The organism is Leisingera sp. XS_AS12, from assembly GCF_041224635.1.
Lineage (GTDB): Bacteria > Pseudomonadota > Alphaproteobacteria > Rhodobacterales > Rhodobacteraceae > Leisingera.
Window position 1 is genome coordinate 58,016 of record NZ_JBGFGM010000069.1, and the last position, 25,687, is coordinate 83,702.

At 63.3% G+C, this 25,687-nt stretch carries 27 protein-coding genes; 17 read left to right on the plus strand and 10 right to left on the minus strand.

What is annotated here, in order from left to right; all coding sequences use genetic code 11:
* Nucleotides 1-58 precede the first annotated feature (58 nt).
* From era to recO, 3 genes are all read left to right on the plus strand, one after another.
* Nucleotides 59-964 carry a GTPase Era gene (era, locus tag AB9K35_RS04835; RefSeq protein ID WP_222456166.1) on the plus strand — a complete coding sequence of 302 codons (906 nt, stop codon included), beginning with the start codon at nucleotides 59-61 and terminating at the stop codon, nucleotides 962-964.
* 88 nt (nucleotides 965-1,052) lie between these two features.
* The gene (locus tag AB9K35_RS04840) at nucleotides 1,053-1,382 is read left to right on the plus strand and encodes a DUF1491 family protein (RefSeq protein WP_369924744.1); all 330 of its coding nucleotides are present in this window, start codon (nucleotides 1,053-1,055) and stop codon (nucleotides 1,380-1,382) included.
* 69 nt (nucleotides 1,383-1,451) lie between these two features.
* Nucleotides 1,452-2,177 carry a DNA repair protein RecO gene (gene recO / locus AB9K35_RS04845; RefSeq protein ID WP_222456164.1) on the plus strand — a complete coding sequence of 242 codons (726 nt, stop codon included), beginning with the start codon at nucleotides 1,452-1,454 and terminating at the stop codon, nucleotides 2,175-2,177.
* A gap of 234 nt (nucleotides 2,178-2,411) precedes the next feature.
* Here the strand turns inward: recO and AB9K35_RS04850 are convergent, their stop codons facing one another.
* Nucleotides 2,412-3,086 carry an SGNH/GDSL hydrolase family protein gene (locus AB9K35_RS04850; protein WP_369924745.1) on the minus strand — a complete coding sequence of 225 codons (675 nt, stop codon included), beginning with the start codon at nucleotides 3,084-3,086 and terminating at the stop codon, nucleotides 2,412-2,414.
* A gap of 138 nt (nucleotides 3,087-3,224) precedes the next feature.
* Nucleotides 3,225-4,910, minus strand: coding sequence for an acyl-CoA dehydrogenase family protein (locus AB9K35_RS04855; RefSeq protein ID WP_369924746.1), 1,686 nt, complete (start codon nucleotides 4,908-4,910; stop codon nucleotides 3,225-3,227).
* Nucleotides 4,911-5,055: 145 nt separating this feature from the next.
* Here AB9K35_RS04855 and AB9K35_RS04860 point away from each other — a divergent pair, with 145 nt between their 5' ends.
* The 3 genes from AB9K35_RS04860 to dgt all read left to right on the plus strand — a co-directional run bounded on the left by AB9K35_RS04860 (nucleotide 5,056) and on the right by dgt (nucleotide 8,164).
* On the plus strand, nucleotides 5,056-5,823 hold the full coding sequence (locus tag AB9K35_RS04860; RefSeq protein ID WP_369924747.1) for a sulfite exporter TauE/SafE family protein: 768 nt from the start codon (nucleotides 5,056-5,058) through the stop codon (nucleotides 5,821-5,823).
* Nucleotides 5,824-5,848: 25 nt separating this feature from the next.
* Nucleotides 5,849-6,745, plus strand: coding sequence for a cation diffusion facilitator family transporter (locus AB9K35_RS04865; protein ID WP_369924748.1), 897 nt, complete (start codon nucleotides 5,849-5,851; stop codon nucleotides 6,743-6,745).
* Between the two features lie 63 nt (nucleotides 6,746-6,808).
* Nucleotides 6,809-8,164 (plus strand): dGTP triphosphohydrolase, encoded by a 1,356-nt coding sequence (gene dgt, locus AB9K35_RS04870; protein WP_369924749.1) that lies wholly within the window; start codon nucleotides 6,809-6,811, stop codon nucleotides 8,162-8,164.
* Nucleotides 8,165-8,242: 78 nt separating this feature from the next.
* Here the strand turns inward: dgt and AB9K35_RS04875 are convergent, their stop codons facing one another.
* The gene (locus AB9K35_RS04875) at nucleotides 8,243-9,841 is read right to left on the minus strand and encodes a phosphoenolpyruvate carboxykinase (protein ID WP_222456158.1); all 1,599 of its coding nucleotides are present in this window, start codon (nucleotides 9,839-9,841) and stop codon (nucleotides 8,243-8,245) included.
* 340 nt (nucleotides 9,842-10,181) lie between these two features.
* Here AB9K35_RS04875 and AB9K35_RS04880 point away from each other — a divergent pair, with 340 nt between their 5' ends.
* From AB9K35_RS04880 to AB9K35_RS04910, 7 genes are all read left to right on the plus strand, one after another.
* Nucleotides 10,182-10,886: a response regulator transcription factor gene (locus tag AB9K35_RS04880; RefSeq protein WP_369924750.1), complete on the plus strand. Its 705-nt coding sequence runs from the start codon at nucleotides 10,182-10,184 to the stop codon at nucleotides 10,884-10,886.
* Nucleotides 10,887-10,965: 79 nt separating this feature from the next.
* A complete protein-coding gene (locus AB9K35_RS04885) occupies nucleotides 10,966-12,675 on the plus strand; it encodes a sensor N-terminal transmembrane domain-containing protein (protein ID WP_369924751.1) in 1,710 nt (569 codons plus the stop codon).
* 3 nt (nucleotides 12,676-12,678) lie between these two features.
* The gene (locus AB9K35_RS04890) at nucleotides 12,679-13,116 is read left to right on the plus strand and encodes an HPr kinase/phosphorylase (protein WP_222456155.1); all 438 of its coding nucleotides are present in this window, start codon (nucleotides 12,679-12,681) and stop codon (nucleotides 13,114-13,116) included.
* Nucleotides 13,109-13,999, plus strand: a complete 891-nt coding sequence (rapZ, locus tag AB9K35_RS04895) for an RNase adapter RapZ (protein WP_369924752.1) — start codon at nucleotides 13,109-13,111, stop codon at nucleotides 13,997-13,999. The genes AB9K35_RS04890 and rapZ overlap by 8 nt, the downstream gene beginning before the upstream one ends.
* Nucleotides 13,996-14,403: a PTS sugar transporter subunit IIA gene (locus tag AB9K35_RS04900; RefSeq protein ID WP_222456153.1), complete on the plus strand. Its 408-nt coding sequence runs from the start codon at nucleotides 13,996-13,998 to the stop codon at nucleotides 14,401-14,403. The genes rapZ and AB9K35_RS04900 overlap by 4 nt, the downstream gene beginning before the upstream one ends.
* A complete protein-coding gene (locus AB9K35_RS04905; protein WP_222456152.1) occupies nucleotides 14,404-14,673 on the plus strand; it encodes an HPr family phosphocarrier protein in 270 nt (89 codons plus the stop codon). It begins immediately after the preceding gene.
* 33 nt (nucleotides 14,674-14,706) lie between these two features.
* A complete protein-coding gene (locus tag AB9K35_RS04910; RefSeq protein WP_222456151.1) occupies nucleotides 14,707-15,600 on the plus strand; it encodes a lysophospholipid acyltransferase family protein in 894 nt (297 codons plus the stop codon).
* Between the two features lie 110 nt (nucleotides 15,601-15,710).
* Here AB9K35_RS04910 and AB9K35_RS04915 read toward each other — a convergent pair whose 3' ends face one another.
* On the minus strand, nucleotides 15,711-16,586 hold the full coding sequence (locus tag AB9K35_RS04915; protein ID WP_369924753.1) for a 3-hydroxybutyryl-CoA dehydrogenase: 876 nt from the start codon (nucleotides 16,584-16,586) through the stop codon (nucleotides 15,711-15,713).
* A 153-nt stretch (nucleotides 16,587-16,739) separates the two neighbouring features.
* Here AB9K35_RS04915 and AB9K35_RS04920 point away from each other — a divergent pair, with 153 nt between their 5' ends.
* Nucleotides 16,740-17,564 carry a DUF6473 family protein gene (locus AB9K35_RS04920; protein ID WP_222456149.1) on the plus strand — a complete coding sequence of 275 codons (825 nt, stop codon included), beginning with the start codon at nucleotides 16,740-16,742 and terminating at the stop codon, nucleotides 17,562-17,564.
* A gap of 72 nt (nucleotides 17,565-17,636) precedes the next feature.
* Here AB9K35_RS04920 and AB9K35_RS04925 read toward each other — a convergent pair whose 3' ends face one another.
* The 6 genes from AB9K35_RS04925 to AB9K35_RS04950 form a co-directional block, all read right to left on the minus strand.
* Nucleotides 17,637-18,566 carry an FAD-binding protein gene (locus tag AB9K35_RS04925; RefSeq protein ID WP_222456148.1) on the minus strand — a complete coding sequence of 310 codons (930 nt, stop codon included), beginning with the start codon at nucleotides 18,564-18,566 and terminating at the stop codon, nucleotides 17,637-17,639.
* Entirely contained in the window at nucleotides 18,566-19,324 is a 759-nt protein-coding gene (locus AB9K35_RS04930; RefSeq protein ID WP_222456147.1) for an electron transfer flavoprotein subunit beta/FixA family protein, read from the minus strand. The genes AB9K35_RS04925 and AB9K35_RS04930 overlap by 1 nt, the downstream gene beginning before the upstream one ends.
* Before the next feature lie 308 nt (nucleotides 19,325-19,632).
* The gene (locus AB9K35_RS04935) at nucleotides 19,633-20,205 is read right to left on the minus strand and encodes a cob(I)yrinic acid a,c-diamide adenosyltransferase (RefSeq protein ID WP_369924754.1); all 573 of its coding nucleotides are present in this window, start codon (nucleotides 20,203-20,205) and stop codon (nucleotides 19,633-19,635) included.
* Nucleotides 20,206-20,211: 6 nt separating this feature from the next.
* On the minus strand, nucleotides 20,212-20,415 hold the full coding sequence (locus tag AB9K35_RS04940) for a twin transmembrane helix small protein (protein WP_369924755.1): 204 nt from the start codon (nucleotides 20,413-20,415) through the stop codon (nucleotides 20,212-20,214).
* Nucleotides 20,416-20,490: 75 nt separating this feature from the next.
* Nucleotides 20,491-21,321, minus strand: coding sequence for an SDR family NAD(P)-dependent oxidoreductase (locus AB9K35_RS04945; protein ID WP_369924756.1), 831 nt, complete (start codon nucleotides 21,319-21,321; stop codon nucleotides 20,491-20,493).
* A 57-nt stretch (nucleotides 21,322-21,378) separates the two neighbouring features.
* Nucleotides 21,379-22,023: an SH3 domain-containing protein gene (locus AB9K35_RS04950; protein ID WP_369924757.1), complete on the minus strand. Its 645-nt coding sequence runs from the start codon at nucleotides 22,021-22,023 to the stop codon at nucleotides 21,379-21,381.
* Nucleotides 22,024-22,282: 259 nt separating this feature from the next.
* On the opposite strand from AB9K35_RS04950, the gene AB9K35_RS04955 reads away from it, so the two are divergent.
* The 3 genes from AB9K35_RS04955 to AB9K35_RS04965 form a co-directional block, all read left to right on the plus strand.
* A complete protein-coding gene (locus AB9K35_RS04955) occupies nucleotides 22,283-24,631 on the plus strand; it encodes a DNA topoisomerase IV subunit A (protein WP_369924758.1) in 2,349 nt (782 codons plus the stop codon).
* Nucleotides 24,632-24,681: 50 nt separating this feature from the next.
* Nucleotides 24,682-25,269 (plus strand): hypothetical protein, encoded by a 588-nt coding sequence (locus tag AB9K35_RS04960; protein WP_369924759.1) that lies wholly within the window; start codon nucleotides 24,682-24,684, stop codon nucleotides 25,267-25,269.
* 124 nt (nucleotides 25,270-25,393) lie between these two features.
* Nucleotides 25,394-25,687 (plus strand): GTP-binding protein (locus tag AB9K35_RS04965; RefSeq protein WP_369923947.1); only part of this gene is annotated, 294 nt, incomplete at its 3' end.

Sequence of the window (25,687 nt, forward strand, 5' to 3'; positions counted from 1 at the left end):
CTGGCCCCTGTGGGTAAAATCCTGTAGGGGATCCGCTCTGCAAACAGGATCAGTACCCATGACCACACGCGCCGGATTCGTTGCCCTGATCGGAGAGCCCAACGCGGGCAAATCGACCCTTCTGAACCGTATGGTCGGGGCCAAGGTCTCGATCGTGACCCACAAGGTGCAGACCACCCGAGCCCGCATTCGCGGCGTGGCGATGGAAGGGGATGCGCAGATCGTTTTCGTGGATACGCCCGGGCTTTTCCGTCCGCGCCGCCGTCTCGACCGTGCCATGGTCGCCGCGGCCTGGGGCGGCGCGGCCGATGCCGACGTCGTTGTGCTGATGGTCGAAGCCCATCGTGGCATCACGGAAGGCGTGGAGAAGATTCTCGAGGGGCTCGCGGAAATCGGCGCGGGCCGCACCCTGGCGCTCGCCATCAACAAGATCGACCGGGTGCAGCCTGAAAAGCTGCTGGGCCTGGCGCAGGAGTTGAACAGCCGCCACGAGTTTGCCGAGACTTTCATGATCTCCGCCGAGCGTGGTCACGGCGTTGACGATCTGCGGCGCTGGCTGGCCGGCAAGTTGCCCGAAGGCCCGTGGCTTTACCCCGAGGATCAGATTGCAGACCTGCCGATGCGGATGATCGCAGCGGAAATGACCCGCGAGAAGCTGACCCTGCGGCTGCACCAGGAACTGCCCTATCAGCTGACCGTGGAAACCGAGAACTGGGAAGAGCGCAAGGATGGTTCCGCGCGCATCGACCAGATGATCTACGTCATGCGCGACGGCCACAAGGGCATCGTGCTGGGTAAGCGCGGCGAGACCATCAAATCCGTCTCCCAGGCCGCCCGCGCCGAACTGGAAGAGTTCCTGGGCCGCAAGGTGCACCTGTTCCTGCAGGTGAAAGTGCGCCCCAACTGGCTGGAAGAGGCCGAGCGCTATTCCGAAATGGGCCTCGACTTCAAGGACGGCAACTGAAGCGCTTGATGTCCTTCACCTTTGCGAAAATACTCCCGCCGGAGGCTTCCGCCCTCACCATGGGCGCTGGCGCAGGCCGAGGCGCGGCATGACCCGCCTCACAGCCCGGTTCTGGGTGGATGCCTACCTTGCCCGACTGCGGTTTCAGGACATTCCCGCCTTCGTCACGTCCCACGGCGATGACACCGCGGGCGCGGTGCTGGTGAAACTGAATACGCTGGATGGCAAGGCGAGCGCGTTTCACCGGACCTACGACCTGATGACCGGCTCCCGCAGGTGGCAGGAACTTGCGACAGGTTCGGAGCAGGAGGTGGATGCTTCCATTCGTCGTCAGAGGGACTTTGATCCCGACCTTTGGGTGATTGAGGTCGAGGATCGCGCCGGGCGGCACCTGCTGGACGAACCGGGACTGGAGTGACGCTTCGGCTTGCGGCTGTCTTTGCGATAGGCTCTGCTGACTTGGATCAGAAACCGGGGAGGCGCGACGATGGAATGGCGTGATCACGGCATCTTGCTCTCGGTGCGTCGTCACGGAGAGAGCGCGGCGATCATTGACGTATTTACCGAAAATCACGGGCGTCACGCTGGCGTGGTCCGCGGTGGGGCCGGGCGCAGGATGGCCCCGATCTTGCAACCGGGGGCTCAACTGGATCTTGCCTGGCGAGCGCGGCTGGAAGATCATATCGGCAGCTATCATGCAGAGCCGCTGCGCAGCCGGGCGGCGGCGGCGCTCTCGGGTCGGGTGGCGTTGGCCGGATTGAATGCCGTGACGGCACTGCTGGCCTTTTGCCTTCCAGAACGGGAACCGCACCCGGAGCTTTACACCCGCAGCGAACAATTGCTGGACCTGCTTGAGAACGAGACACTCTGGCCGCTGGCCTATTTGCGCTGGGAGATGGCCCTGTTGGAAGAGATGGGCTTTGGTCTTGATCTCTCCGCCTGCGCGGTGACGGGAAAGCAGACAGACCTGGCCTTTGTGTCGCCGAAGACGGGGCGCGCTGTTTCACGTGAAGGCGCCGGTGATTGGGCGAGCCGGTTGTTGCCCCTGCCTCCGGTGATGCGAGGGCAGGGGGCGGCTGAGGACAGCGAGATCGTGGAGGCGCTGCGAACCACCGGTTATTTCCTGCAGGCGCATCTGGCACCTGCCATGGGGGACAAGCCGCTGCCCGAGGCACGGGGACGGTTGGCAGATTTGCTGAGCCGCCGTCTCTGATCCGCCTTTCCCGGGCGTCCACCCTTAAGCGGATCGTGACACTGGCCGTTGCTTTCGCCGCAGTCGCGGCGGAAAAATCCGGTCCCACAGCAAAACCGGCATTTGCCACACGGGGCGCTCTCGGTTTTGGGCGCAAAGGGTTTCAGGCGGAACGTGGCGCCGCCGCCATTCTGAAGGCTCTGTACAGATCTGTGAGTGCCTCAGGGGCGGGTGAACGGGCAGCAGGGTGGCAGATCAGTTGTCGCGAATGATATCTGCTGTCCGTCGCGCTATCTCTCGGCTGGCTTTGATCGAAGGGTGGATTCGGTCGGCGGCGTGAAAGCTGCGGTCGCCATGTGGCACCATGGTCCGAAGGGACAGAAGGTGCAGCCCTTCGTCCCGCGCGGCAGTCTGCTGAATGCGGTCTTCCAGCGTCTTGCCTTCATCCCGGCAATGTTCGATCAGCGACCCGGTTCCGGGACTGCGCAGGTAGCCCACATAGACGACCTGCGCGCCGGTCTTCCGAAGGCGCGCCAGCATGTCGGGGATCGCGCCCTGTCGCCCGTCTGCGGACACCAGTCTGTCCAGCTTGCGGTTGCAGATCATGCAGCCACAGCCCAGCCATAGGTCGTTGCCGCCGCCGTTGACGATGATCCACTCCCAATCGCCCGGTCGGTACTGTTTGCCGATGTTCAGCCCCGCTGCGCCTGTAACCGGCAGCGCATAGAGGACACGCGCCCCGGAAACGGAGCCGTCCGTCACCGGTTCCTGCAGTTCGCGCGCCAGTGCATCGGCGACGGAATTGCCGGAGAGGCTGTGCCAGGCCAGCAGAGAATCCCCCATCACCAGGATGCGGGAGGCTTGGCCGTCGTCAGGGCGCGGGGCGCAGGCCGCAAGCAGGACCAGCGGGATCAGAAGGGCGCGGAGCATGAACATGCCGCAGATTAACCGTATCCTGAACGCGGCCGTACAGGGGGCCGTGTCGCGCGGCCGCGACTTTTGCCGTTGCCATTGCAGCAAAGCCGCAGCGATGCGCTGTCACAGTCCCGATCTGTGTCCCTCGGACACTCAGCCCAGCAGGCGGCGGGCGATCACCTGGGCCTGAATCTCTGCTGCGCCTTCGAAGATGTTCAGGATCCGCGCATCGCAGAGCACCCGAGAGATCTTGTACTCGGTCGCAAAACCATTGCCGCCATGGATCTGCAATCCATTGTCAGCCGCGGCCCAGGCAACACGGGCCCCCAGCAGCTTGGCCATGCCGGCCTCCAGATCGCAGCGGTGGCCGTTGTCCTTTTCCCAGGCCGAGAAGTAGGTCAGCTGACGGGCGATCATGATCTCGACCGCCATCATCGCCAGCTTGCCAGATACCCGGGGGAAGTGGATCAGGCTCTTTCCGAACTGCTTGCGCTCCTGCGCGTATTGCATGGCGATATCCAGCGCCGACTGTGCCACGCCGATGGCGCGGGCGGCGGTCTGGATGCGGGCCGATTCAAAGGTCTCCATCAGCTGTTTGAAGCCCTTGCCTTCTTCGCCGCCCAGCAGGTTTTCCTGCTTCACGTGAAAATTGTCGAAGCCCAGCTCGTATTCCTTCATGCCGCGGTAGCCCAGAACCTCGATCTCGCCGCCGGTCATGCCCTCGGTCGGGAAGGGGTTTTCATCGGTGCCGGGGGTCTTTTCCGCCAGGAACATCGACAGGCCGCGGTGGTCGGTGCTGGCGGGGTCGGTGCGTGCCAGCAGGGTCATCACATGGGTGCGGGCAGCGTGGGTGATCCAGGTCTTGTTGCCGGTGATCCGGTAATCGCCATTCTCGTCCTTCACCGCGCGGGTGCGCAAAGAGCCCAGATCAGAGCCTGTATTCGGCTCGGTGAACACCGCCGTGGGCAGGATCTCGGCGCTGGCCAGTCGGGGCAGCCAGCTGGCTTTCTGCTCCTCGGTGCCGCCGCAGAGGATCAGCTCCGCCGCGATCTCCGACCGGGTGCCGAGGCTGCCAACACCGATGTATCCGCGCGACAGCTCTTCCGAGACCACCACCATCGAGGCTTTGGACAGGCCGAAGCCGCCGTATTCCTCCGGGATGGTCAGGCCAAAGACGCCCATTTCGGCCAGCTCCTCGATCACCTCCATCGGGATCAACTCGTCCCGGAGGTGCCAGTCGTGGGCGTGGGGTTCGACCTTCTCCACCGCATAGCGGCGGAACTGGTCGCGGATCATCTCCAGCTCTTCCTCCAGACCCGAGGCGCCGAACATGGTGGTGCCGGCCTGTTCCTCCATCAGTTCCACGAGACGGCTGCGGGCGGCCTGGCTGTTGCCCTGCTCACACAGGGTCATCACGGCCGGAGCCATCAGCGCACGCTGGTCGTCCTGGCTCAGCCCAAGGTCCTGCAGGCGCACGATCTCGCCCTGGTTCATCTGGATGCCGCCATAGACCTGCCACAGGTACTCGCCAAAGCCGATCTGGTGGATCAGCTGCTCCATCTCGCCGAACTTGCCCTCGGCCTCCAGTTTCTCGGCCCATTTCTGCATCTGCCGCAGGCTGTAGACATAGGTCGCAAGCCAGGACAGCCCGTGGGCCGCGGTCTGGTTTGCCTCGATCAGGCGGCCCGAGACGCGGCCCTGCTCGCTGACCTGCGCGCGCACCGCGGCGCGGGCGGTCTCCAGAAGCTGGTCCAGCGGCTCCAGCGCCGCGGCCGTCAGTTGCAGCAGGCCGGGGATGAGTGTCGGTTTCATATGCAAGTCCTGTCCGTCGTGGGCCATGAATCAGATCCTTTTCCGCTCGCTTGGTGGTAAATCATTTTGCAGGTGCAGCGCAATAAAAATTCGCCGTGACGTTTGGTTTGGACGTAAAATTGCGCCATTATTTTGCCCGTGCAGCAGGCGTCGGATGTGGTACAGCGGGGGCATGAGCGCATTGTTTTCACTTCTTTCCCCGGTAGAGCTGGCAGCCGCGGCGGGCATCGCCCTGCTGGCGGGCACCATCAAGGGTATGGTGGGCTTTGCCATGCCGATGATTTTTGTCTCCGGACTCAGCATGTTCCTGCCGCCGGAGCTGGCGCTGGCCGGGTTGATTCTGCCGACGCTGGTGACCAATGGCATGCAGGCGCTGCGGCAGGGCGCGGGGGCGGCGCTGGCCTCGGTGCGCCGGTTCCGGGTCTTCCTGCTGATCGGCCTGGTCTGCCTGATGTCGAGCGCGCAGCTGGTTCGTTTGCTGCCGCAGCAGGCGATGTTGCTGATCATCGGCTTCCCGGTCACCGTCTTTGCTGCAATGCAGCTGATGGGCCGGGTGCTGACCATTGCCAACCCCAGCCGCCGCAGCGAGGCGGTCGTGGGCGGCATTGCCGGGCTGATCGGCGGTGTTTCGGGCGTTTGGGGGCCGCCGACGGTGGCCTATCTGACCGCGCTGGGCACCGAGAAGACAGAGCAGATCCGGGTACAGGGCGTGATTTACGGTCTGGGCGCGGTGGCGCTGCTGGGGGCGCATCTGGGCTCGGGGGTGATGCGGGCCGAAACGGCGCCGTTCTCGGTTGCGATGATTGTTCCCGCCGTTGTCGGCATGTGGCTGGGCGGGCGGCTGCATGACCGCATCGATCAGGCGATGTTCCGGCGGGCGACGCTGATTGTTCTGCTGATCGCTGGCGTGAACCTGCTGCGCCGCGGGCTGATGATGTGAGCGGGCGGCGGACAGGAGCGGGGGCATGCTGACGCGTCTGACGGCGGCGCAGGTGGCGACCGGCTCGATCCTTGTGGCGCTGGCGGTCGCGGTTCTGAAGGCCGCGGCCTGGGGTATGACCGGCTCCGTGGCGCTGCTGTCGGATGCGCTGGAGTCGCTGGTCAACATCGGCGGCGCGGTGATGGCCTGGTTCGCGGTGCGCTATGCCCAGCGGCCGCCGGACGCGGGCCACCCGTACGGTCATCACAAGGCCGAATATGTCTCGGCTGTGGTCGAGGGCAGCATGATCGTGGTCGCGGCGCTGCTGATCGTGAACCAGGCCATGGCGGCGCTGGGGCAGCCCGCCAAGGCCGACTGGAGCGCCGCCGGGCTGGCGGTGAACGCGCTGGCCATGGTCGTGAACCTGGTCTGGGCGCGGCTGCTGCTGCACCGTGGCAGGCAGCTGAAATCGCCGGCGCTGACCGCCGGCGGACGGCACCTGATGAGCGACGTGTGGACCTCTGCCGGGGTGCTGGTTGGCCTCGCTCTGGCGCTGGCCAGCGGCTGGGGCATTCTCGATCCGCTGCTGGCGCTGCTGGTTGCCGTGAACATCCTGCGCGAGGGCTGGCTGGTGATCGCGGCCTCGGTCAGTGGGCTGATGGACACCGCCGCCCCGGCCGAGGAGCGCGCCCGCATCGAACAGATCATCCACAACAGCGGCAACGGCGCGCTGCAGGTGCACGGTCTGAAGACCCGGCGCGCAGGCCGCGCCCTGTTCATCGAGTTCCACATGGTGGTTGATGGCGCCATGCCGGTGCGGGCCGCGCATGACATCTGCGACCGGCTGGAGGCAGCATTGATCACCGCTTTGCCTGACGCGCAGGTGGTGATTCACGTGGAGCCGGAGCACAAGCTTGAAGCGGCAGGCATCCATCCACGCTGAAGCGTTTGCATTTCGCCGCCGCCTCTCGTTTAACCGCGGCAGGACTGGCAAAGGAGCAGGCATATGGCGATGGAGTGGAACAGGCTGCTGAACGCGGGGCGGCTGTGTCGGCCGGACTTCCCCGAGGTGCCGGGCCGGGAGGCCTATCTGCAGGATTACGACCGCATCCTGTTCTCGGAACCGTTCCGGCGGCTGGCGCAGAAGACGCAGGTGCATCCGCTCTACAGCCACGATCACGTGCATCACCGCATGATCCACAGCATGGAAACCTGCAGCGTCGGCCGCTCGCTGGGGGCGGGCGTGGGGCAGGCGCTGCTGGAGGCGGGGCGGATCACCCCGGATCAGGTCCTGCGCATCGCGGGCCACGTGCAGGCAGCTTGCCTGCTGCATGATATCGGCAACCCGCCGTTCGGCCACTCCGGCGAGGACAGCATCGGCGGCTGGTTCGCGGCGCAGTTCCGGGCAGGCACCGGTCTGGCGGCGAGGGTGCCCGCAGAACAGCAGGCGGAGTTCGCCCATTTCGAGGGCAACGCCCAGGGACTGCGCATCGCCGGACGGCTGGAGATGGCGCGGCGCGAGGGCGGCATGCGGCTCAGCTATGCGACGCTGGGTGCTTTCTTGAAGTACCCCTGCACCCGGCCGCTGCGCGATGCGGTCTGCGCGGGCGGCCCGGCGCCCTATGCGGGGCTCAAGAAGTTCGGCGCCTTCAGCGCCGACAGCGCCTTGCTGGATGAGATTTGCGAGGCCACAGGCATGCTGCGCGAACCGGCGGGCTGGTACCGGCGGCACCCGCTGGCCTTCCTGGTCGAGGCGGCGGACGACATCTGTTACCGCATCATGGATATCGAGGATGCCGGGGCGGTGGGCGACCTGGACCGTGCCGACGTGGCGGCGGTGCTGGAGGACATCACCGGCAAGCGCAACCGCGAGGAAGATGCCGCGATGCCGCTGGGCGAGCGGGTTGCCCTGTTGCGGGCCCTGGCGATCGGGGCGGCCACCAGCACCGCGGTGCAGGCCTTCCTCGATAACTACGACGCCATCATGTGCGGCGATTTCGACGGTGACCTCATCGGTGCGTCGGTCAAGGCGGATGCCTTCGCGGAACTGCAGCGCCTGTCGGTGGAGCGCATCTTTGCCGCCCGCCGCAAGACAGAGCTGGAGGTGGCGGGCCGACAGGTGTTGCACCGGATCCTCGACCACTTCCATTCGCTCTATGGCGATCTGGCAGCCTGCGGCTGGGATCAGGCGCAGTTCGCCCGGCAGCATCCGCATTGGGTGCAGCTGATCCGTGCCGTGGACCTAGACCTGCGTGGCGTCACCGATGCCAGCAGGGCGATGCATTCGCTGGCGGATTTCGTCTCGGGCATGACCGACCGCTACGCGGTGAAGGTGCGCGACATGATCAGCGGCGCGCTTTAGGCCGCTGCCGCAGCGCCAAAAACGAAAAGCCCCGGCACAGCGGCCGGGGCTTTCTTTTACTCAGGTGCGAGCTGCGGCTCAGCCGATGGCGGCGGCTTTCACGTCGTCGTCGATGTGCGGCAGGTACTGGCCGAAGTTGTCCGAGAACATCTGCACCAGCTTGGCCGCCTGACGGTCATAAGCCTCCTGGTCGTCCCAGGTGCGGCGCGGGTCCAGCAGCACTTCGGCCACGCCCGGTACGGTCACCGGAACGTCGAAGCCAAAGTTGGCATCCTTGCGGAATTCGGCCTCGGCCAGCGAGCCGTCCAGCGCCGCGGTCAGCAGGGCGCGGGTTGCCTTGATCGGCATCCGGCTGCCAACGCCATAGGCGCCGCCGGTCCAACCGGTGTTGACCAGCCAGCAGGTGGCACCGTGCTGGGCGATCTTTTCACGCAGCAGGTTGCCATAGACTTCCGGACGACGCGGCATGAACGGTGCGCCGAAGCAGGTCGAGAAGGTCGGCTCCGGCTCGGTCACGCCACGCTCGGTCCCGGCCACCTTGGAGGTGAAGCCCGACAGGAAGTGGTACATCGCCTGCGCCGGGGTCAGCCGCGCGATCGGCGGCAGCACGCCGAAGGCGTCACAGGTCAGCATGATGATGTTCTTGGGGTGACCGCCGCGGGCGCTCTCGGATGCATTGGAGATGTAATGCAGCGGGTAGGCGCAACGCATGTTGGCGGTCAGGCTGTCGTCGTTGAAATCCAGCTCTTTGGTTTCCTCGTCGAACACCATGTTCTCGATCACGGTGCCGAACTTGGAGGTGGTGGCGTAGATTTCCGGCTCTGCCTCGGCATTCAGGTTGATGGTCTTGGCATAGCAGCCACCTTCGAAGTTGAAGGTGCCGTTGTCGGCCCAGCCGTGCTCGTCGTCGCCGATCAGAACGCGGTCCGGGTCGGCGGAGAGGGTGGTCTTGCCGGTGCCGGACAGGCCGAAGAAGACGGCGGTGTCGACCGGGTTGCCCTTGGCGTGGTTGGCGGAGCAGTGCATCGGCATGATGCCCTTTTCCGGCAGCAGGTAGTTCAGCAGGGTGAACACCGACTTCTTGTTCTCGCCCGCGTATTCGGTGCCGCCGATCAGGATCACCTTCTTGTCGAAGTTCAGCGCGATGACGGTCTCGGAGCGGCAATCGTGCTTCTTGGGGTCGGCCTGGAAGGACGGGCAGTTGATGATGGTGAAATCTGCGATGAATTCATCCAGGTCCTCGCGCTCGGGACGGCGCAGCAGGTGACGGATGAACAGGTTGTGCCAGGCCAGCTCGGTGACCATGCGGACGTTGATGGCATGGGCGGGATCGGCGCCGCCGACGAGATCCTGGACGAAGTAGTCACGGCCTTTCATGTGCTCCAGCATGTCTGCATAGAGCGCATCGAAGCCTTCCGGGCTCATCGCGGCGTTGTTGTCCCACCAGATGGTGTCGCGGACGCTGTCGGTCTTCACCACATGCTTGTCCTTGGGCGAGCGACCGGTGAACTTGCCGGTGGTCACGAGGAAGGCGCCGCCATTGCCCAGCGTGCCTTCGCCGCGCTTCAGCGCAGCTTCGATCAGCGCCGGCTCCATGAAGTTGTAATAGACATTGCCCAGACCCTCGATGCCCTGATCTTCGAGGCGAAATTGCGGGTTAACCCGTCCAGATGTCATGCGTTTTTCTCCTGTGGCGGCGCAGGTTTCACGCGATCAGCGCGGCTGCGCCCTGGGGCAATAGAAAACGGCGAGGATGCCGGTGGCGCGGTCTTAACATGGGCTTTCGGGTGCTGAACAGGGTGGCTTCCGGTAGTTAGCGCCACCAAGTTGATGTTTAGCGCAACCATCCCGCGCAGCAGGCAAAGTCGCTCTCCGGTTCAGCAGATACTAAGGTATTTTTGCCCCAATTGTGTCCAAACATGGGCCTGATTCGTCGAATTGGATTGATTCGCCGCCTGAGAACGGCGATGAAAGTGCTAAAAACTGAACAGTACAGAGCAGATTAGGGGCAATTCAGATGTCAAAGATTGCTTTGGTTGACGATGACAGGAACATCCTGACATCGGTTTCCATGACGCTTGAGGCCGAGGGCTTTGAGGTCGAAACCTACAACGATGGTCAGGCGGCGCTGGACGCTTTCAACAAGAAGCTGCCCGACATGGCTGTCCTGGACATCAAGATGCCGCGCATGGACGGCATGGACCTGTTGCAGCGCCTGCGCCAGAAGACCCAGATGCCGGTGATCTTCCTGACCTCCAAGGATGATGAGATCGACGAGGTGCTGGGCCTGCGGATGGGCGCGGATGACTATGTGAAAAAGCCGTTTTCTCAACGGCTTCTGGTGGAACGGATCCGTGCCTTGCTGCGTCGCCAGGAAGCGCTTGGCAATGATGAGGCAGGTACCGCCAGCCCCGAAGCCAAGGTCATGGAACGCGGCAACCTGCGGATGGATCCGCTGCGGCATGCCGTCAGCTGGAAGGGCAAGGACGTGTCGCTGACCGTTACCGAGTTCCTGCTGCTGCAAGCGCTGGCCCAGCGTCCTGGCTTTGTAAAAAGTCGAGACCAGTTGATGGATGTGGCGTATGATGACCAAGTCTATGTCGATGATCGCACCATCGACAGCCACATCAAGCGGCTGCGCAAGAAGATGCGCAGCGCTGATCCGGACTTCGCGGCAATCGAGACCCTTTATGGAATCGGTTACCGTTACAACGAAGAATAGGGCGCAGGGTGGCGCGGGACCGATACGCCCGCAGAACGATTGAGCGGGGCAATCTGCCCCGACCGAAGGAGAGGCGCGCATGCGCGATACCAGTTTGACCAACCGCCAGCAGGACGGCGACGTCGTGCTCGGCGACGACTGGGTCAGCCCGGAACAGACCGTGACGCAGGAGATGCAGGTCAAGCGCGCGCGGCGCGGGTTGCTGTCGCTCAAGGGCTCGCCGCTGACCCGCAAGATCATCACGTTCAACCTGATCGCGTTGATCATCCTCGTCTCCGGCATCCTGTACCTGAATTCCTCGCGCCAGAGCCTGGTTCTGCAGCGCGCCGGTACACTGGTCTCCGAAGCGATGCTGGTGGCGGATGTGTTCGAGGCCGAATTGCCTGCCGCCGGGGCTGTCAGCCTCGCGGCGGGGGATGGCATTCAGGTGGAAAATACGCTGGCCCAGCTCAGCCTGCGTGGTGGCGTCGAGGCTTTCGTCTTTGATACCACCGGCAATCTGATCTCGACGGTCAAGGGCGTGGATCGCAGCGATGCGCTGAACGTCCTGAATGACAGTGGCCCGAGGCGGACTTTCATCAGCGATGCACTGGCTGCGATCTGGTCCTTTGCCGACGGCGACCCGGGGGGCGCCCCCGATGCCTCGGCCCCGGCGTTGGAAACCCGGCTCAGCGGTTTGGTGGACCGGGCGCTCAGCGGGGGCACCGGGGTGGAGACCGTGGCGGATACCACCGGGGCCAGAATCATTTCGGCAGCGACACCGATCATTCACAACGGGGTTCCGGTTGGCGTGATCGCGCTCACCTCGCCGACCGGCGAAGTCGACGCCCTGGTGCGGACCGAGCAGGAGCGGGTGCTGCAGATGTTTATCGTGGCCCTGCTGGTCTCTGTCGGTCTCAGCCTGGTTCTGGCTTCGACCATCGCCAACCCCTTGGCAGATTTGGCCGAAGCGGCAGAGATCGGCCGCGACCGGGGCAGCAAGCAATCCAATCCGGGCCGCATCCGCATTCCCGACCTGTCCGGTCGCCCGGATGAAATCGGGCGCCTCAGCCGCGCGCTGCGCGGCATGGTCAAGGCGCTCTACACCCGCATCGACAGCAATGAACAATTCGCCGCCGACGTCGCGCATGAGATCAAGAACCCGCTGGCCAGCCTGCAATCGGCGGTCGGCACGTTGCGCATGGTCAAACGCGAGGATCAGCGCCAGAAGTTGATGGACGTGATCGAACATGATGTCCGGCGGCTTGACCGCTTGGTCAGCGATATCTCCAACGCATCCCGGCTGGATGCCGAGCTTGTCAAGGAGGAAGAAGAGGAATTCGACCTGCTGACCATGCTCGGCAACTTGAACCAGTATCTGGGTGAGGATGCGCGCGCCAAGGGCATCGACTACATCACCGATCTGCCTGCACAGCCGATTCTCCTCCAGGGTCTGGAAGCCCGGCTGGCACAGGTTTTCGTCAACCTGATCACCAATGCGATCTCCTTCTGTGAAGAAGGCGATGCCATCCGCGTCTGGGCGCGCCGTCGCGCCAATCGGGTCCTGGTGGTGGTCGAGGACACCGGCCCCGGCATCCCGGATCAGGCGCTCTCCAAGATTTTCAAACGTTTCTACTCACAGCGACCGGTGGAGCATTTCGGCAATAATTCCGGCCTTGGCCTGGCGATTTCCAAGCAGATCGTCGAGGCGCATGGAGGGGTGATCTGGGCCGAGAACATTCGTCCCACCGAGGCCGATGTGACCTCGGAACCGCTGGGTGCGCGGTTTGTGGTTGGCCTGCCGGTGTAAGCCATGTCTGAACCCGAAAGCCTCATCCTGCATGCCTCCTGCGTCGCACTGGAGGGGCAGGGGCTTTTGATCACCGGTGCTTCCGGGCGGGGCAAGTCAGCACTGGCGTTGCAGCTGATGGCCTACGGTGCACAGTTGGTGGCGGATGACCGGGTGCTGGTCCAGGTACTGGATGGCCAGGTGATCGCCCGTGCCCCGGACCCGATCCGCGGCCTGATCGAGGCGCGGTGCATGGGGTTGCTTAAGGCGCAGATTCGCAGCCCGGTGCCGGTGGTGGCGATGGTCGATCTCGAACAGTTGGAAACCGAAAGGCTGCCGCGACGGCAAACCACTCGCCTTCTGGGCAAGACGCTGCCTCTTGTGAAGCGGGTCGACGCTCCCCATTTTGCACCTGCGCTGATGCAGTTTCTCAGATGCGGAGCTTTGGATCCCGATGCCTGATACCGATCACAAGGCGGTGCCTGCGGTGCTGGTGACCGGCCCTTCCGGGGCCGGACGCACCACTGCGATCAACGTGCTTGAGGATCTTGGCTTCGAGGCCATCGACAACCTGCCGCTCCGCCTCCTGCCCGGTCTGTTCGACGCGGCCGCCGTGCCGCGGCCGATGGCCCTGGGGCTGGACAGTCGCAATCGCGATTTCTCGCCCCCGGCCTTGCTGGATGTGATCGAGATGCTGGCAGGCCGCAGCGAGATCGAGCTGACGGTGCTGTACCTGGATGCGCAGCCTGACGTTCTGTTGCAGCGCTATTCGGAAACCCGCCGCCGCCACCCGCTGGCACCAGCCGAATCGCCTGCTGAAGGCGTTCGGCGGGAGTTGGACCTCATGGTGCCGATTCGGGACCGGGCCGATATCCTGCTCGATACCTCGGCCATGAATGTTCACCAGCTGAAGGCCGAGATCGAGCGCTGGTTCGCGCCCGAAGGTCGCGCGCTTGCCCTCTCGGTGCAGAGTTTCTCCTACAAACGCGGCATGCCCCATGGCATCGACATGGTGTTTGACTGCCGCTTTCTGACCAACCCCTATTGGCAGCCGGATTTGCGCCAGTTGAACGGCACCGATGCCGCCGTGCAGGACTATGTGCGGGCGGACACCCGGTTTGCCCCGTTCTTCGACCGGGTGCTGGATCTGACCCGCATGCTGCTCCCGGCTTATCGCGATGAGGGAAAGTCCCACCTGTCAATCGCCTTTGGGTGTACTGGCGGGCAGCACAGATCTGTTACGTTGGCGGAATCGCTGGCGAAGGCTCTTGCAGAAGACGGCTTGCAGGTGTCAATTAGGCACCGCGAGCTGCAAGGCCAGCATAGAAGTGAGAGGCCGGGTTGATCGGAATCGTGATCGTAGCACATGGCGGATTGGCAAGAGAGTATCTTGCTGCGGTGGAACACGTCGTGGGTCCGCAACCAAGTTTGCTTGCTGTTGCCATCGGTCCGGATGATGACCGGGGTGGCAAGCAGGGGGAAATCTGCGCCGCCGCGAATGAGGTGGACAATGGCGATGGCGTGGTGGTGGTGACTGACCTGTTCGGCGGCTCGCCGTCGAACCTGAGTCTCAAGGCCTGTGCCCCTGCGAACCGTCGCATTCTCTACGGCGCCAACCTGCCGATGCTGATCAAATTGGCAAAGTCCCGCCACCTTCCGGTTGCCGATGCGGTTCGCCAGGCCATGGAAGCCGGGCGCAAGTATATAAACGCGCAAAACGTTAACCCCGACGGAGAGCAGGCACATTAAATGGCTCTGAAGACGCTGAAAATCATCAACGAAAAAGGGCTGCACGCCCGCGCTTCGGCCAAACTGGTAGAGGTTGTCGAAGGCTTCGATGCCACTGCCGAGGTCATCAAGGACGGTATGTCCGCCTCTGGCGACAGCATCATGGGGCTTTTGATGTTGGCAGCCTCGAAAGGAACGACTATTGACGTCGAAACTTCGGGGCCCGATGCTGACGCGCTGGCACATGCGCTTGAGGCGTTGGTTGCCGACAAGTTCGGTGAGGGCTACTAGGCCAGCCTCGGCAGCGGAACGGGAACAGGCACTTTGGCGGATACCGCACACGACAGGAACACCGGCGTCGCGCCGGAAGCATCTGGGCAAACGGGCGAGGTCTATGACCGTCGCACCCTGACCTATGCCAATTCCTTCGACGATCGCTGGACCGCACTGGCGATCAAGACCATTGAATGGATGACGGGCAAGCTGTCGATCCTGCGCATGGTCAACAAGTTCGAGAAACGGAACGCCGAATACCGCGGCCAGAAGTTCTGGCGTGGTGCGCTCGACGTCATGGGGATCGAACTGCAGACCCCGCAGGAGCAGATCGACAACATCCCAAAAGACGGGCCGGTGGTGATCGTGGCCAACCATCCGCATGGCATGGTGGATGGCATGATCTTTGCCGACCTGATCGGTCGTCGGCGTCTTGATTACCGCATTCTCACCCGGTCGGTGCTGACCGGTCTGGACGAGGCCGCGACCTCCTTCATGATCCCGGTCCCCTTCCCGCATGACCCCGAAGCACAGCGCAAGATGGTGGAGATGCGCGCCAAGACGATGGCGTTCCTCAAGGAAGGCGGCGCCGTGGCGCTGTTCCCGTCGGGTGTGGTGATGTCCTCGGACAGCTGGTTCGGAGAGCCGGTGGAGCGGGAATGGAACGTCTTTACCGCGCAGCTGATCCGCCGCTCGGGCGCTCGGGTGGTGCCGATCTACTTCCCCGGACACAACTCGCGCTGGTACCAGATCGCTTGCCAGATCTCCCCGATCCTGCGCCAGGGGCTGTTGCTGCATGAAATCGTGCGTTCCTGCAACAAGCCGCAGGCGCCAATCGTCGGCAAGCCGCTGACGGATGAGCAGATGGAACGCCTGCACAGCGATCCGCGGGGCTTCATGGCCTGGCTGCGTGAGCACACGCTTAACCTCGGCAAGCAGGGCTGACCCGCAATCCAAAGCGGCTGCTGGTCGTGACTGGCACGCCTATCCCGAACTACGCTTGGGTGAGTTGGCCGTGAGGCAAGAGGGGGCGGCCCCCCTCCTGTCGGAATGGATCAGCGCGTCGGAACCGGGGTTTCCCCGCGGTAGTCATAGAAGCCGCGCTTGGTCTTGCGGCCCAGCCAGCCGGCCTCGACGTATTTGGTCAGCAGCGGGCAGGGGCGGTACTTGGTGTCCGCCAGGCCGTCGTGCAGCACGTTCATGATCGCCAGGCAGGTGTCGAGCCCGATGAAATCGGCCAGCTCCAGCGGGCCCATCGGGTGGTTGGCACCCAGCTTCATCGATTCGTCGATCGATTTGACCGAGCCAACACCCTCGTACAGCGTATAGACCGCCTCGTTGATCATCGGCATCAGGATCCGGTTGACGATGAAGGCAGGGAAGTCCTCGGCGCTGGCCGACGTCTTGCCCAGCCGCGCCACGACCTCCTGGCAGGCGGTAAAGGTTTCTTCATCTGTGGCGATGCCGCGGATCAGCTCCACCAGCTGCATCACCGGGACCGGGTTCATGAAGTGGAACCCCATGAAGCGTTCGGGTCTGTCGGTGCGGCTGGCCAGACGGGTGATCGAAATCGACGAGGTGTTCGAGGTGAGGATCGTATGCGGTTGCAGATGTGGCAGCAGATCCTCGAAGATCGCCTGCTTTACGGTCTCGCGTTCGGTGGCGGCTTCGATCACCAGATCCGTGGCACCGACATCAGCCAGCGCCAGCGACGGGGTGATACGGGCCAAAGCGGCGGTCATCTCCTCTTCGGCGATTTTCCCCTTGCTGACCTGACGGGCCATGTTCTTGTGAATGACACTCAAGGCGCTGTCCAGCGCCTGCTGGCTCACGTCGTTGAGCACAACATCATAACCGGCCAGCGCCATGACATGGGCGATGCCGTTGCCCATCTGACCGGCACCGATCACGCCAACTTTCTGAATTTCCATGCCTCGGGCTCCTGAAATATCTGCGGCAACCATACGTGTCGCGCGCGGTTGGGTACAAGCCCGGGCGCGATGGATTTGAAGCAAATTTGCAGTTTAGGGAAATTGCAACTGTTCCCCGCCAAGGTGAGTCTCGGGTGAAAAATTGGTGGTGAAATGAGCTATGAACTCAAAAGCGCGGGGGCGCTTTCGGGGGAACCGTGCAGATATGGACAATCACGGCTGTTGGTTCGGGGACCTGAAAGGACCCTGGATGCACCGTATGTTGCCATTCTCGGTGGAACCGAAGTCTACGGCAGATTCGTTGAATTTCCGTTTGTCGATTCGCTGCAAACGCAACTTGGTGTCGATTGCATCAACCTTGGCAGCGTGAACGCCGGATTGGACAGTTTCGTTCAGGACAAGACCCTGATCGCAATCGCGCAGGAGGCGGATCTCTGCGTGTTGCAGATGCTGAGCGCACAGAACATATCCAATCCCTATTACCGGGTGCATCCGCGCCGCAACGATCGCTTCCTGCAGGCGCAACCTGCCTTGAAGACGCTGTATCCCGAGGTGGATTTCACCGAATTCCATTTCAACAAGCACCTGCTGTGCACCTTGCAGGAGGTCTGCGCGCAACGGTTTGCGCAGGTGCGGGATCAGCTGCAACGCAGCTGGGTCGAGCGCATGTCGGACCTGATCGCAAAGGTGGGGGAGCACGTCGTGCTCTTGTGGCTGCGCTACGAACTGGATGGCGGGACCGGCTTTCGCAACGAACCGGTGCTGGTCGATCAGTCGATGGTAGATGCGCTGCGGACCAAGGTGCGTGCGGTCCTCGAATTTCACACGGCCTCCGCGGCTGCGGCGCGGGACATCGCCGGGATGACGTTTGGCCAGCTGGAACTGCCGACTGCGCGCCATATGATCGGCCCGAAAGAGCATCTGCGGATTGCAGAGGCGCTGGCGGGCAAGCTGGCCCCGATGGTGAGCCGCCCCTAGTTTTCACTGGATCTTCCGCACGAAAAAGGCCCGCCATTCGGCGGGCCTTTTCTTTGGTCATAGGACTGGGCCTTAGCCCAGTTTCTCGGTCAGCTCGGGCACCGCCTGGAACAGGTCGGCCACCAGGCCGAAGTCGGCAACCTGGAAGATCGGTGCTTCTTCGTCCTTGTTGATCGCCACGATGATCTTGGAGTCCTTCATGCCGGCCAGGTGCTGGATCGCGCCGGAGATGCCGACAGCGATGTACAGGTCCGGTGCAACGACCTTGCCGGTCTGACCCACCTGCCAGTCGTTCGGAGCATAGCCCGAGTCGACGGCGGCGCGGGAGGCACCAACAGCGGCGCCCAGCTTGTCGGCCAGGGCTTCGATCAGTTTGAAGTCTTCCTCGGAGCCGACGCCACGGCCACCGGAAACAACCACACCGGCCGAAGTCAGCTCGGGACGGTCGCTCTCGGCAACCTTGTCTTCGACCCATTCGGACAGGCCGGGGTTTTCCGCGGCCGAAATGGTCTCAACCGATGCGGAACCGCCGTCACCCGCGGCGTCGAAGGACGCGGTGCGGAAGGAGACGACTTTCTTGGCGTCGTTGGACTTCACGGTCTGGATCGCGTTGCCGGCATAGATCGGGCGCTCGAAGGTGTTGCCGTCGACAACGCCGGAGACGTCCGAGATCACCATCACGTCCAGCAGCGCAGCCACGCGGGGCAGCACGTTCTTGGCGTCGGTGGTGGCCGGAGCAACGATGTGCTCAAAGTCGGAGGCGAGGCTGGCGATCAGCGCCGCGGTCGGTTCTGCCAGGCGGTGGCCCAGCGAGGCGTCTTCGGCGACCAGCACCTTGGACACGCCTGCGATCTTGGCGGCTTCTTCGCCGGCGGCTGCCGCGGAGGCACCTGCTGCCAGAACGGTCACGTCACCCAGTTTCGCAGCCGCGGTCACGGCCTTTGCGGTTGCGTCCAGCGCCAGCGCGCCGTCGGTCACTTCAGCAAGGAGAAGAACAGCCATTACACAGCCCCCGCTTCTTTGAGTTTCTCAACCAGCTCGTCCACCGAACCCACCTTGATGCCGGCGGCACGGGCTGCGGGCTCTTTGGTCTCGATGATTTCCAGGCGCGGCGTTACGTCGACGCCGTAGTCGGCGGCGGTTTTCTCGTCCAGCGGTTTTTTCTTCGCCTTCATGATGTTCGGCAGCGAGGCATAGCGCGGCTCGTTCAGGCGCAGGTCCACGGTGACGATGGTTGGCATCTTGACCGAGATGGTCTGCAGGCCGCCGTCGACTTCGCGGGTGATCTTGGCGCTGTCGCCTTCGATGTCCAGCTCCGAGGCGAAGGTGCCCTGGGACCAGCCCAGCAGCGCCGACAGCATCTGGCCGGTGGCGTTCATGTCGTTGTCGATCGCCTGCTTGCCGCAGAGCACGATGCCGGGCTGCTCTTCCTCGACCACTTTGGCGAGGATCTTGGCAACCGCCAGCGGTTCGATGTCGGTGTGCACGTCGTCGGCGGCAACCACCAGGATGGCGCGGTCGGCACCCATTGCCAGCGCGGTACGCAGGGTCTCTTGGGCCTGCTTGACGCCGATCGACACCGCGACCACTTCATCGGCCTTGCCGGCCTCTTTCAGGCGGATCGCCTCTTCGACGGCAATCTCGTCGAAGGGGTTCATCGACATTTTCACGTTGGCGAGATCGACACCGCTGCCGTCCGCTTTGACGCGGACCTTCACGTTGTAGTCAATCACGCGTTTGACAGGCACGAGTACCTTCATCTTGCGTTCTCTCCTTAACAAACGGCAAGCCGCCTCAGGGCGACTCCCCTCCATGCTCTCGCTGTGTTGATACCGGCTGGTGTGGCGCGGCAACAGGGCAAAATCGTCACGTTAGCGCACGGCGACGTCGCGTTTGCTGATTTGAAGCAGCAATTTTGCAAGAATGTTTCCGCTGGGAAATTTGCGCCCTGATGGGCGGGGGAGGGCTAGAAAACCTGTCGCAAACTGGAAGGGAACCGCCAAACTACGTCATTTTGACGCAGTTTGGCCTGCCTTGGGAGCCATCGGGAAAAACGGGGCGATGCAGGTCAGCGGTTGGCGCCGGGGACCCACAGAACGTCAGCCTTGCCGCCATCATTTGCGACACGTGCGGCGACGAAGAACCAGTCGGACAGGCGGTTGAGGTATTTCACGGCCGCCGGGTTCACCGCCTCGGACGCGGCGAGGTCGGTCGCCAGTCGCTCGGCGCGGCGCGCCACCGTGCGGCAGACGTGCAGCTGGGCGGCCAGCCTGGTGCCCCCGGGCAGGATAAAACTGCGCAGCGCTTCCAGGTCCTTGTTCATTTCGTCGATCTCGGCTTCCAGCCGTTCGACCTGCGCCGCGGCGATGCGCAGCGGCGGGTAGTCGGCCTCGGCGTCCTTGTCCATCTCCGGGCGACACAGGTCTGCGCCGAGGTCAAACAGGTCGTTCTGGATCCGGGACAGGGCCAGGTCGATCTCGCCCTCGGCCTCCAGGCGCGCGACACCGACAAAGGCATTCAGTTCATCCGCGGTGCCGTAGGCATTCACCCGCACCGCATGTTTGGCAACGCGCTCGCCGTTGCCGAGCGCGGTATCGCCCTTGTCGCCGGTGCGCGTGTAGATCTTGTTCAGGACCACCATGGCTGATCACCCTCCTTGCGTGCGCAGATAGACATAGGCCAGCAGCAACACTACGGCGATGAACTGGAACATGATGCGCAGACGCATCATCTTGTTGGCGTTCTTGCGGTTGAAATCACCGCCCTTGCCAAAGCCGCCGATGCCGATCACCAGCGCCACAACCACTGCAGCGACGGCTGCCAGTCCCAGATAATACAGCGGATCGCTCATCCTGTCCCCCAAAACCACATCACGTTTGCCTGTCCCATCTATCTGCTGTCCGTGGCGATGGCGACCGCGAAATCGTTATCCCAGCCGCAGCAGGATGCGGTCAATTGCCCTAGTGCTGAGAACCCGGCGCAACAGGCCCGCCACATGGGTTGGTGTCGTGACGTAGTAGCGCGGCCGCGGGCGGCGTGCTTCACAGGCATGCGCGAGCTTTGCGGTAACGGCCGAGGCCGGCAGTTCAAACCGGTCGGGGCCATTGCTGTGATACAGCCGTTTCAGCAGGCGCTGTTCGTACCGCTCCCGCAAGGGCGAGGCCTGCCAGTTGATGAACCGCTCAAAATGCGGAATCGATTTCTCTCGAATTTTGGACGTCACCGGGCCGGGTTCGATCAGAACAATGTGAATCCCGCTGCCTTGCAGTTCCACCCGCAGCGTATCGGTCAAGCCTTCCAGCGCGTATTTGGTGGCGACATAGGCACCACGCCACGGCATGGTGACAAAGCCGAGGATCGATGAATTCTGCACGATCCGCCCGTGGCCCTGCGCACGCATCACCGGGATCACTTTGCGCGTCAGCTCGTGCCAGCCAAAGAAGTTGGTTTCAAAAATGGCGCGCAGCGCATCCGTCGGCAGGTCCTCCACCGCGCCGGGCAATCCATGTGCGCCGTTGTTGAACAGGGCATCCAGGGTACCGCCCGTGGCGTCGAGCACCTGCGCCAGCCCGGCATCGATGCTGGCAGGATCTGTGTAATCGATGCGGGGGCTTTCGAAGCCTTCGGCGCGCAGACGATCGCAATCACGCTGTTGGCGGCAGGATGCGAAGACCCGCCAGCCGCGGGCACGCATGCCTCTGGCGGCGTCCAGGCCGATTCCCGAGGAACATCCGGTAATCAGGATTGTACGTTTCATATGCGCGCCCTTTTGCCCGGCTTCCCGCCGGGATCGGCGCGGAATACCTCGGGGGTGTTATGGGCGTTTCCGGCTTACCAGGGAAGCGGCAATCCAACCAACTCGACCCTGTTCCGGGGCGCGAAGATGCAGCCAGCCAGTGCCACTGTCCTCAATCACGATCACTTCGTCGCCGCCCATGAGGCGGGTGATGACTGGATAGCGTGTGCCCGGCCCTTGGCGCATGTTCACGCGAGAGGCGCGGATGGTCCGCCGGTCGACGCGTTCCTCAATCTGCTGTTCCTCGGGCGGGGTTTCGGCGACGGCTGGTGTCGCTGCCGGTGTGGCGCTGATCGCCGCGAGACCGCCATCCAGCGAAGCCAGCTGCAAGGTACCACCCTGCGATGCCTGGGAGAACGCGGTGTCGGTGGACGCCAGCAGGCCGGAGGCATTGGCCAGGTGTTCGGCTGCGACCTTGGCGCGCCGGTTCGGGGCAGCCGCCGGGCGTTGCGGGCGCGGGCCCTCCGCGCGGCGGGTCAGCACCGGACGGGTGTCGAGGCTGGCCAGGGTGATTCTATCCGGGGAGGGTTTGTTGGGCTGATCCGCCTGTTTGGTCTCGGCGACGGGTTTCGGGCGCTCCGGGGGCTTGAAATCGGCACCGCCGCTCAGCTCGTAGAACCCCCAACCGAGAAAGGCAAAAGACAACACAACGAAACGTGACATGAATCCGGTCCCCCCAGACCAACTTGTTAAGCAGCCAAGGCTTTCTGCGTGCAGATGGCCGCTGTCCTGGTTGCAAGTGTTTGGAAGTTGAACGCCGGACGCGGCTGCTTGGTTCCGTACTATCTAGTGCGGGGCGGGCGTCTGGAAACAGGGGAGTGTCCGACGTCTTCTCCCCCTTCGTGCGGCCGGGGGCAGGATCGCGCCGGTTTTTCGTAAGGCCGTGCTTTACCAAACCGGGTCACGCAAGTATCACCGAACCATGACCGACTTGGTAGAAGATCCCGACATGCCCGACGCCCCCGAACAGGGTGAAATCCTGGAACCGCTGCGCCGCGCCATTGGCGAGCGCTACCTGACCTATGCGCTCAGCACCATCATGCACCGGGCGCTGCCTGATGCCCGAGACGGGTTGAAACCCGTGCACCGGCGCATCCTCTATGCGATGAACCGCCTGCGGCTCAGCTCCACAGGCGGCTTTTTGAAATCGGCCAAGATTTCCGGCGATACCATGGGCGATTTCCACCCCCATGGCGACGCCGCGATCTATGACGCGATGGCGCGTCTGGCGCAGGACTTCAACGTCCGCTACCCGCTGGTCGACGGCCAGGGCAACTTTGGCAACATCGACGGCGACAACCCGGCCGCCTCGCGCTATACCGAAGCGCGGATGACCTTTGTCGCCGAGGCGATGCTGGAGGGGCTGAACGAGGACGCAGTTGATTTCCGCGACAACTACGATGGCCGCCTGACCGAACCGGCGGTATTGCCTGCAACCTTCCCGAACATCCTGGCCAACGGTGCGGCCGGCATCGCGGTGGGCATGGCGACCAACATCCCGCCGCACAACATTGCCGAGCTGATCGACGCCTGCATCCATCTGATCAAGACACCGGATGCCCGTGATGACACGCTGTTGAACTATGTGCCCGGTCCCGACTTCCCGACCGGCGGCGTGATCGTCGAGCCCAAGGAGAACATCGCCAAGGCGTACCGGACCGGGCGGGGTTCCTTCCGCCTGCGCTGCACACATGAGGTCGAGGACCTGGGCCGCGGCCAGTGGCAGATCGTCGTCACCGAGATCCCTTACCAGGTTCAGAAGTCCAAGCTGATCGAGAAGATCGCCGAGCTGATCCAGACCAAGAAGGTTCCGATTCTCGCCGATGTCCGCGACGAATCGGCGGACGACATCCGCATCATCCTGGAACCCAAGTCCAAGAACGTGGACCCCGAGGTTCTGATGAACATGATGTTCCGCAACTCGGACCTCGAGATCCGCTTCAGCCTCAACATGAACGTGCTGATCGACGGTGTGACGCCCAAGGTCTGCTCAATGAAAGAGGTGCTTCGGGCCTTCCTCGACCATCGCCGCGACGTGCTGCAGCGCCGCTCGCGCCACCGGATGGAAAAGATCGACCACCGGCTGGAGGTACTCGAAGGCTTCATCATCGCCTTCCTCAACCTCGACCGGGTGATCGACATCATCCGCTATGACGAGGACCCGAAGGCCGCCCTGATCCGGGAGGACTGGAGCAAGGATCACCCTCGCGCCCTTACCGAGGCCGAATACATCACCCCGGCCCCCGGCGTCGGCGAACTGACCGAGGTGCAGGCCGAGGCGATTCTCAACATGCGCCTGCGCAGCTTGCGCAAGCTCGAGGAAATCGAACTGGTCCGGGAGCGCGACGCTTTGCGCGCGGAGCGCAACGAACTGGTGGAGCTGCTTGGCTCGGAAGCCTTGCAATGGTCCCGCATCACCGAGCAGCTGAAGGAGACGAAGAAGCAGTTCGGCAAGGATTACGAAGGCGGCGCGCGGCGCACGCGCTTTGCCGAGGCCGGGGAGGTCGAGGAGGTCCCGCTGGAGGCGATGATCGACCGCGAGCCGATCACCGTGGTCTGCAGCCAGATGGGCTGGATCCGGGCAATGACCGGCCATATCGACCTGAAGCGGGACCTGAAGTTCAAGGATGGCGACGGCCCCCGCTTTATCTTCCACGCGGAAACCACCGACCGGCTGCTGGTATTCGGCTCCAACGGGCGCTTCTACACGCTGTCTGCCGCCAATCTGCCGGGCGGGCGTGGCATGGGGGAACCGCTGCGGCTGATGGTCGATCTGCCCAACGAGGTGGAGATCGTCGATCTGTTCATCCACAACCCCGAGGGCAAGCTGCTGGTCGCGTCGGATGCGGGCAACGGGTTCATCTGCGCCGAAAAGGACATCGTGGCCCAGACCCGCAGCGGCAAGCAGGTGCTGAACGTCAAGGACGACGAGCGAGCCAAGATCTGCATCCCCGTGGAAGGCGATCACGTGGCGATCGTGTCGGAAAACGGCAAGTTCCTGGTGTTCTCGGTCGAGGAAATGCCGGAGCTGACCCGTGGCAAGGGGGTCCGGTTGCAGAAGTACAACATGGCCCGCGGCAAACAGGGGGCGCTGGAACTGGATGGCGGTCTCAGCGACGTGACCACGTTCAACTGGGATGAAGGTCTGAAATGGGAAATGGGCGGCGGCAAGACACGCCATGAGGCCGACCTGACACAATGGCTGGGCAAGCGCGCCGGTGTCGGCAAGCGCCCGCCGCATGGCTTCCCGCGCAACTACAAGTTCAAATGAGCGGGCGCGGATAGTCCCTGTTTCACGACCTGAAGATTGGAAGAATTGACATGACCCGGATAATCGCCCTCTTCGCCGCACTAAGCCTGCTGGTCGCCTGTGGCGAGACCCGCCTCGACGAGGCGCCAGAAGATCTGGGCGCCTTCCAGGCGCGCATCGTGCATGTCTATACCGAGAAGGCGCTGCAATGGCCGATGTCCCGCAGCGCCGATCACAGCGAGTGGACCGATCCGATCAAGTCGGCTCTTGAAACCCGGCTGCGGCGCTACGAAGGCGGTCAGCAGTATGATGTCGCGGTGACGCTCGAAGGCTTCATGCTTGCCCCGGCAGGGGTGCCGGTGCTGTTTTCGCCAAAGAGCGTCGTGGTCGTGAACGTCTTTGTCTACGACGTGGAGCAGGAAACGTTCCTCGCCAAGAAGCACCAGATGGAGATCTTCGAAAGCACCACCGGTGAAAGCGCGCTGGTCGGCTCCGGGCATGCCCGCAGCAAGCAGGAGCAGATCCAGGGTCTGGCCGTCAATATCGCCGACAAGGTCGAGGAATGGATGGCGGAGCAGCACCGGGAACAGGGCTGGTTTGCACCGCGTGACAGTGCCGAAGATCAGGCGGATCCGGCAGCGGCGGCACCTGCGGGCTGAGCCCGCAGAATTCCGCAGCTGTCAAGCAGGAACGGGTTGATTTTTGCGTGCAAACCAAATAATCCGCCCGCGCAGAGGTAACCGGGTCAGTGCTGACCCCTCATTTCAAAAGGGCGCCTAAGGAATGGCTAAGGAAAAGTTTGAGCGTAATAAACCGCACGTCAACATCGGCACCGTTGGCCACGTTGACCACGGCAAAACCACGCTGACCGCAGCGATCACCAAATACTTCGGTGACTTCAAAGCCTACGACCAGATCGACGGCGCACCGGAAGAAAAAGCCCGCGGCATCACCATCTCCACCGCCCACGTGGAATATGAAACCGAAGCGCGTCACTACGCGCACGTCGACTGCCCCGGCCACGCCGACTACGTGAAGAACATGATCACCGGTGCGGCCCAGATGGACGGCGCCATC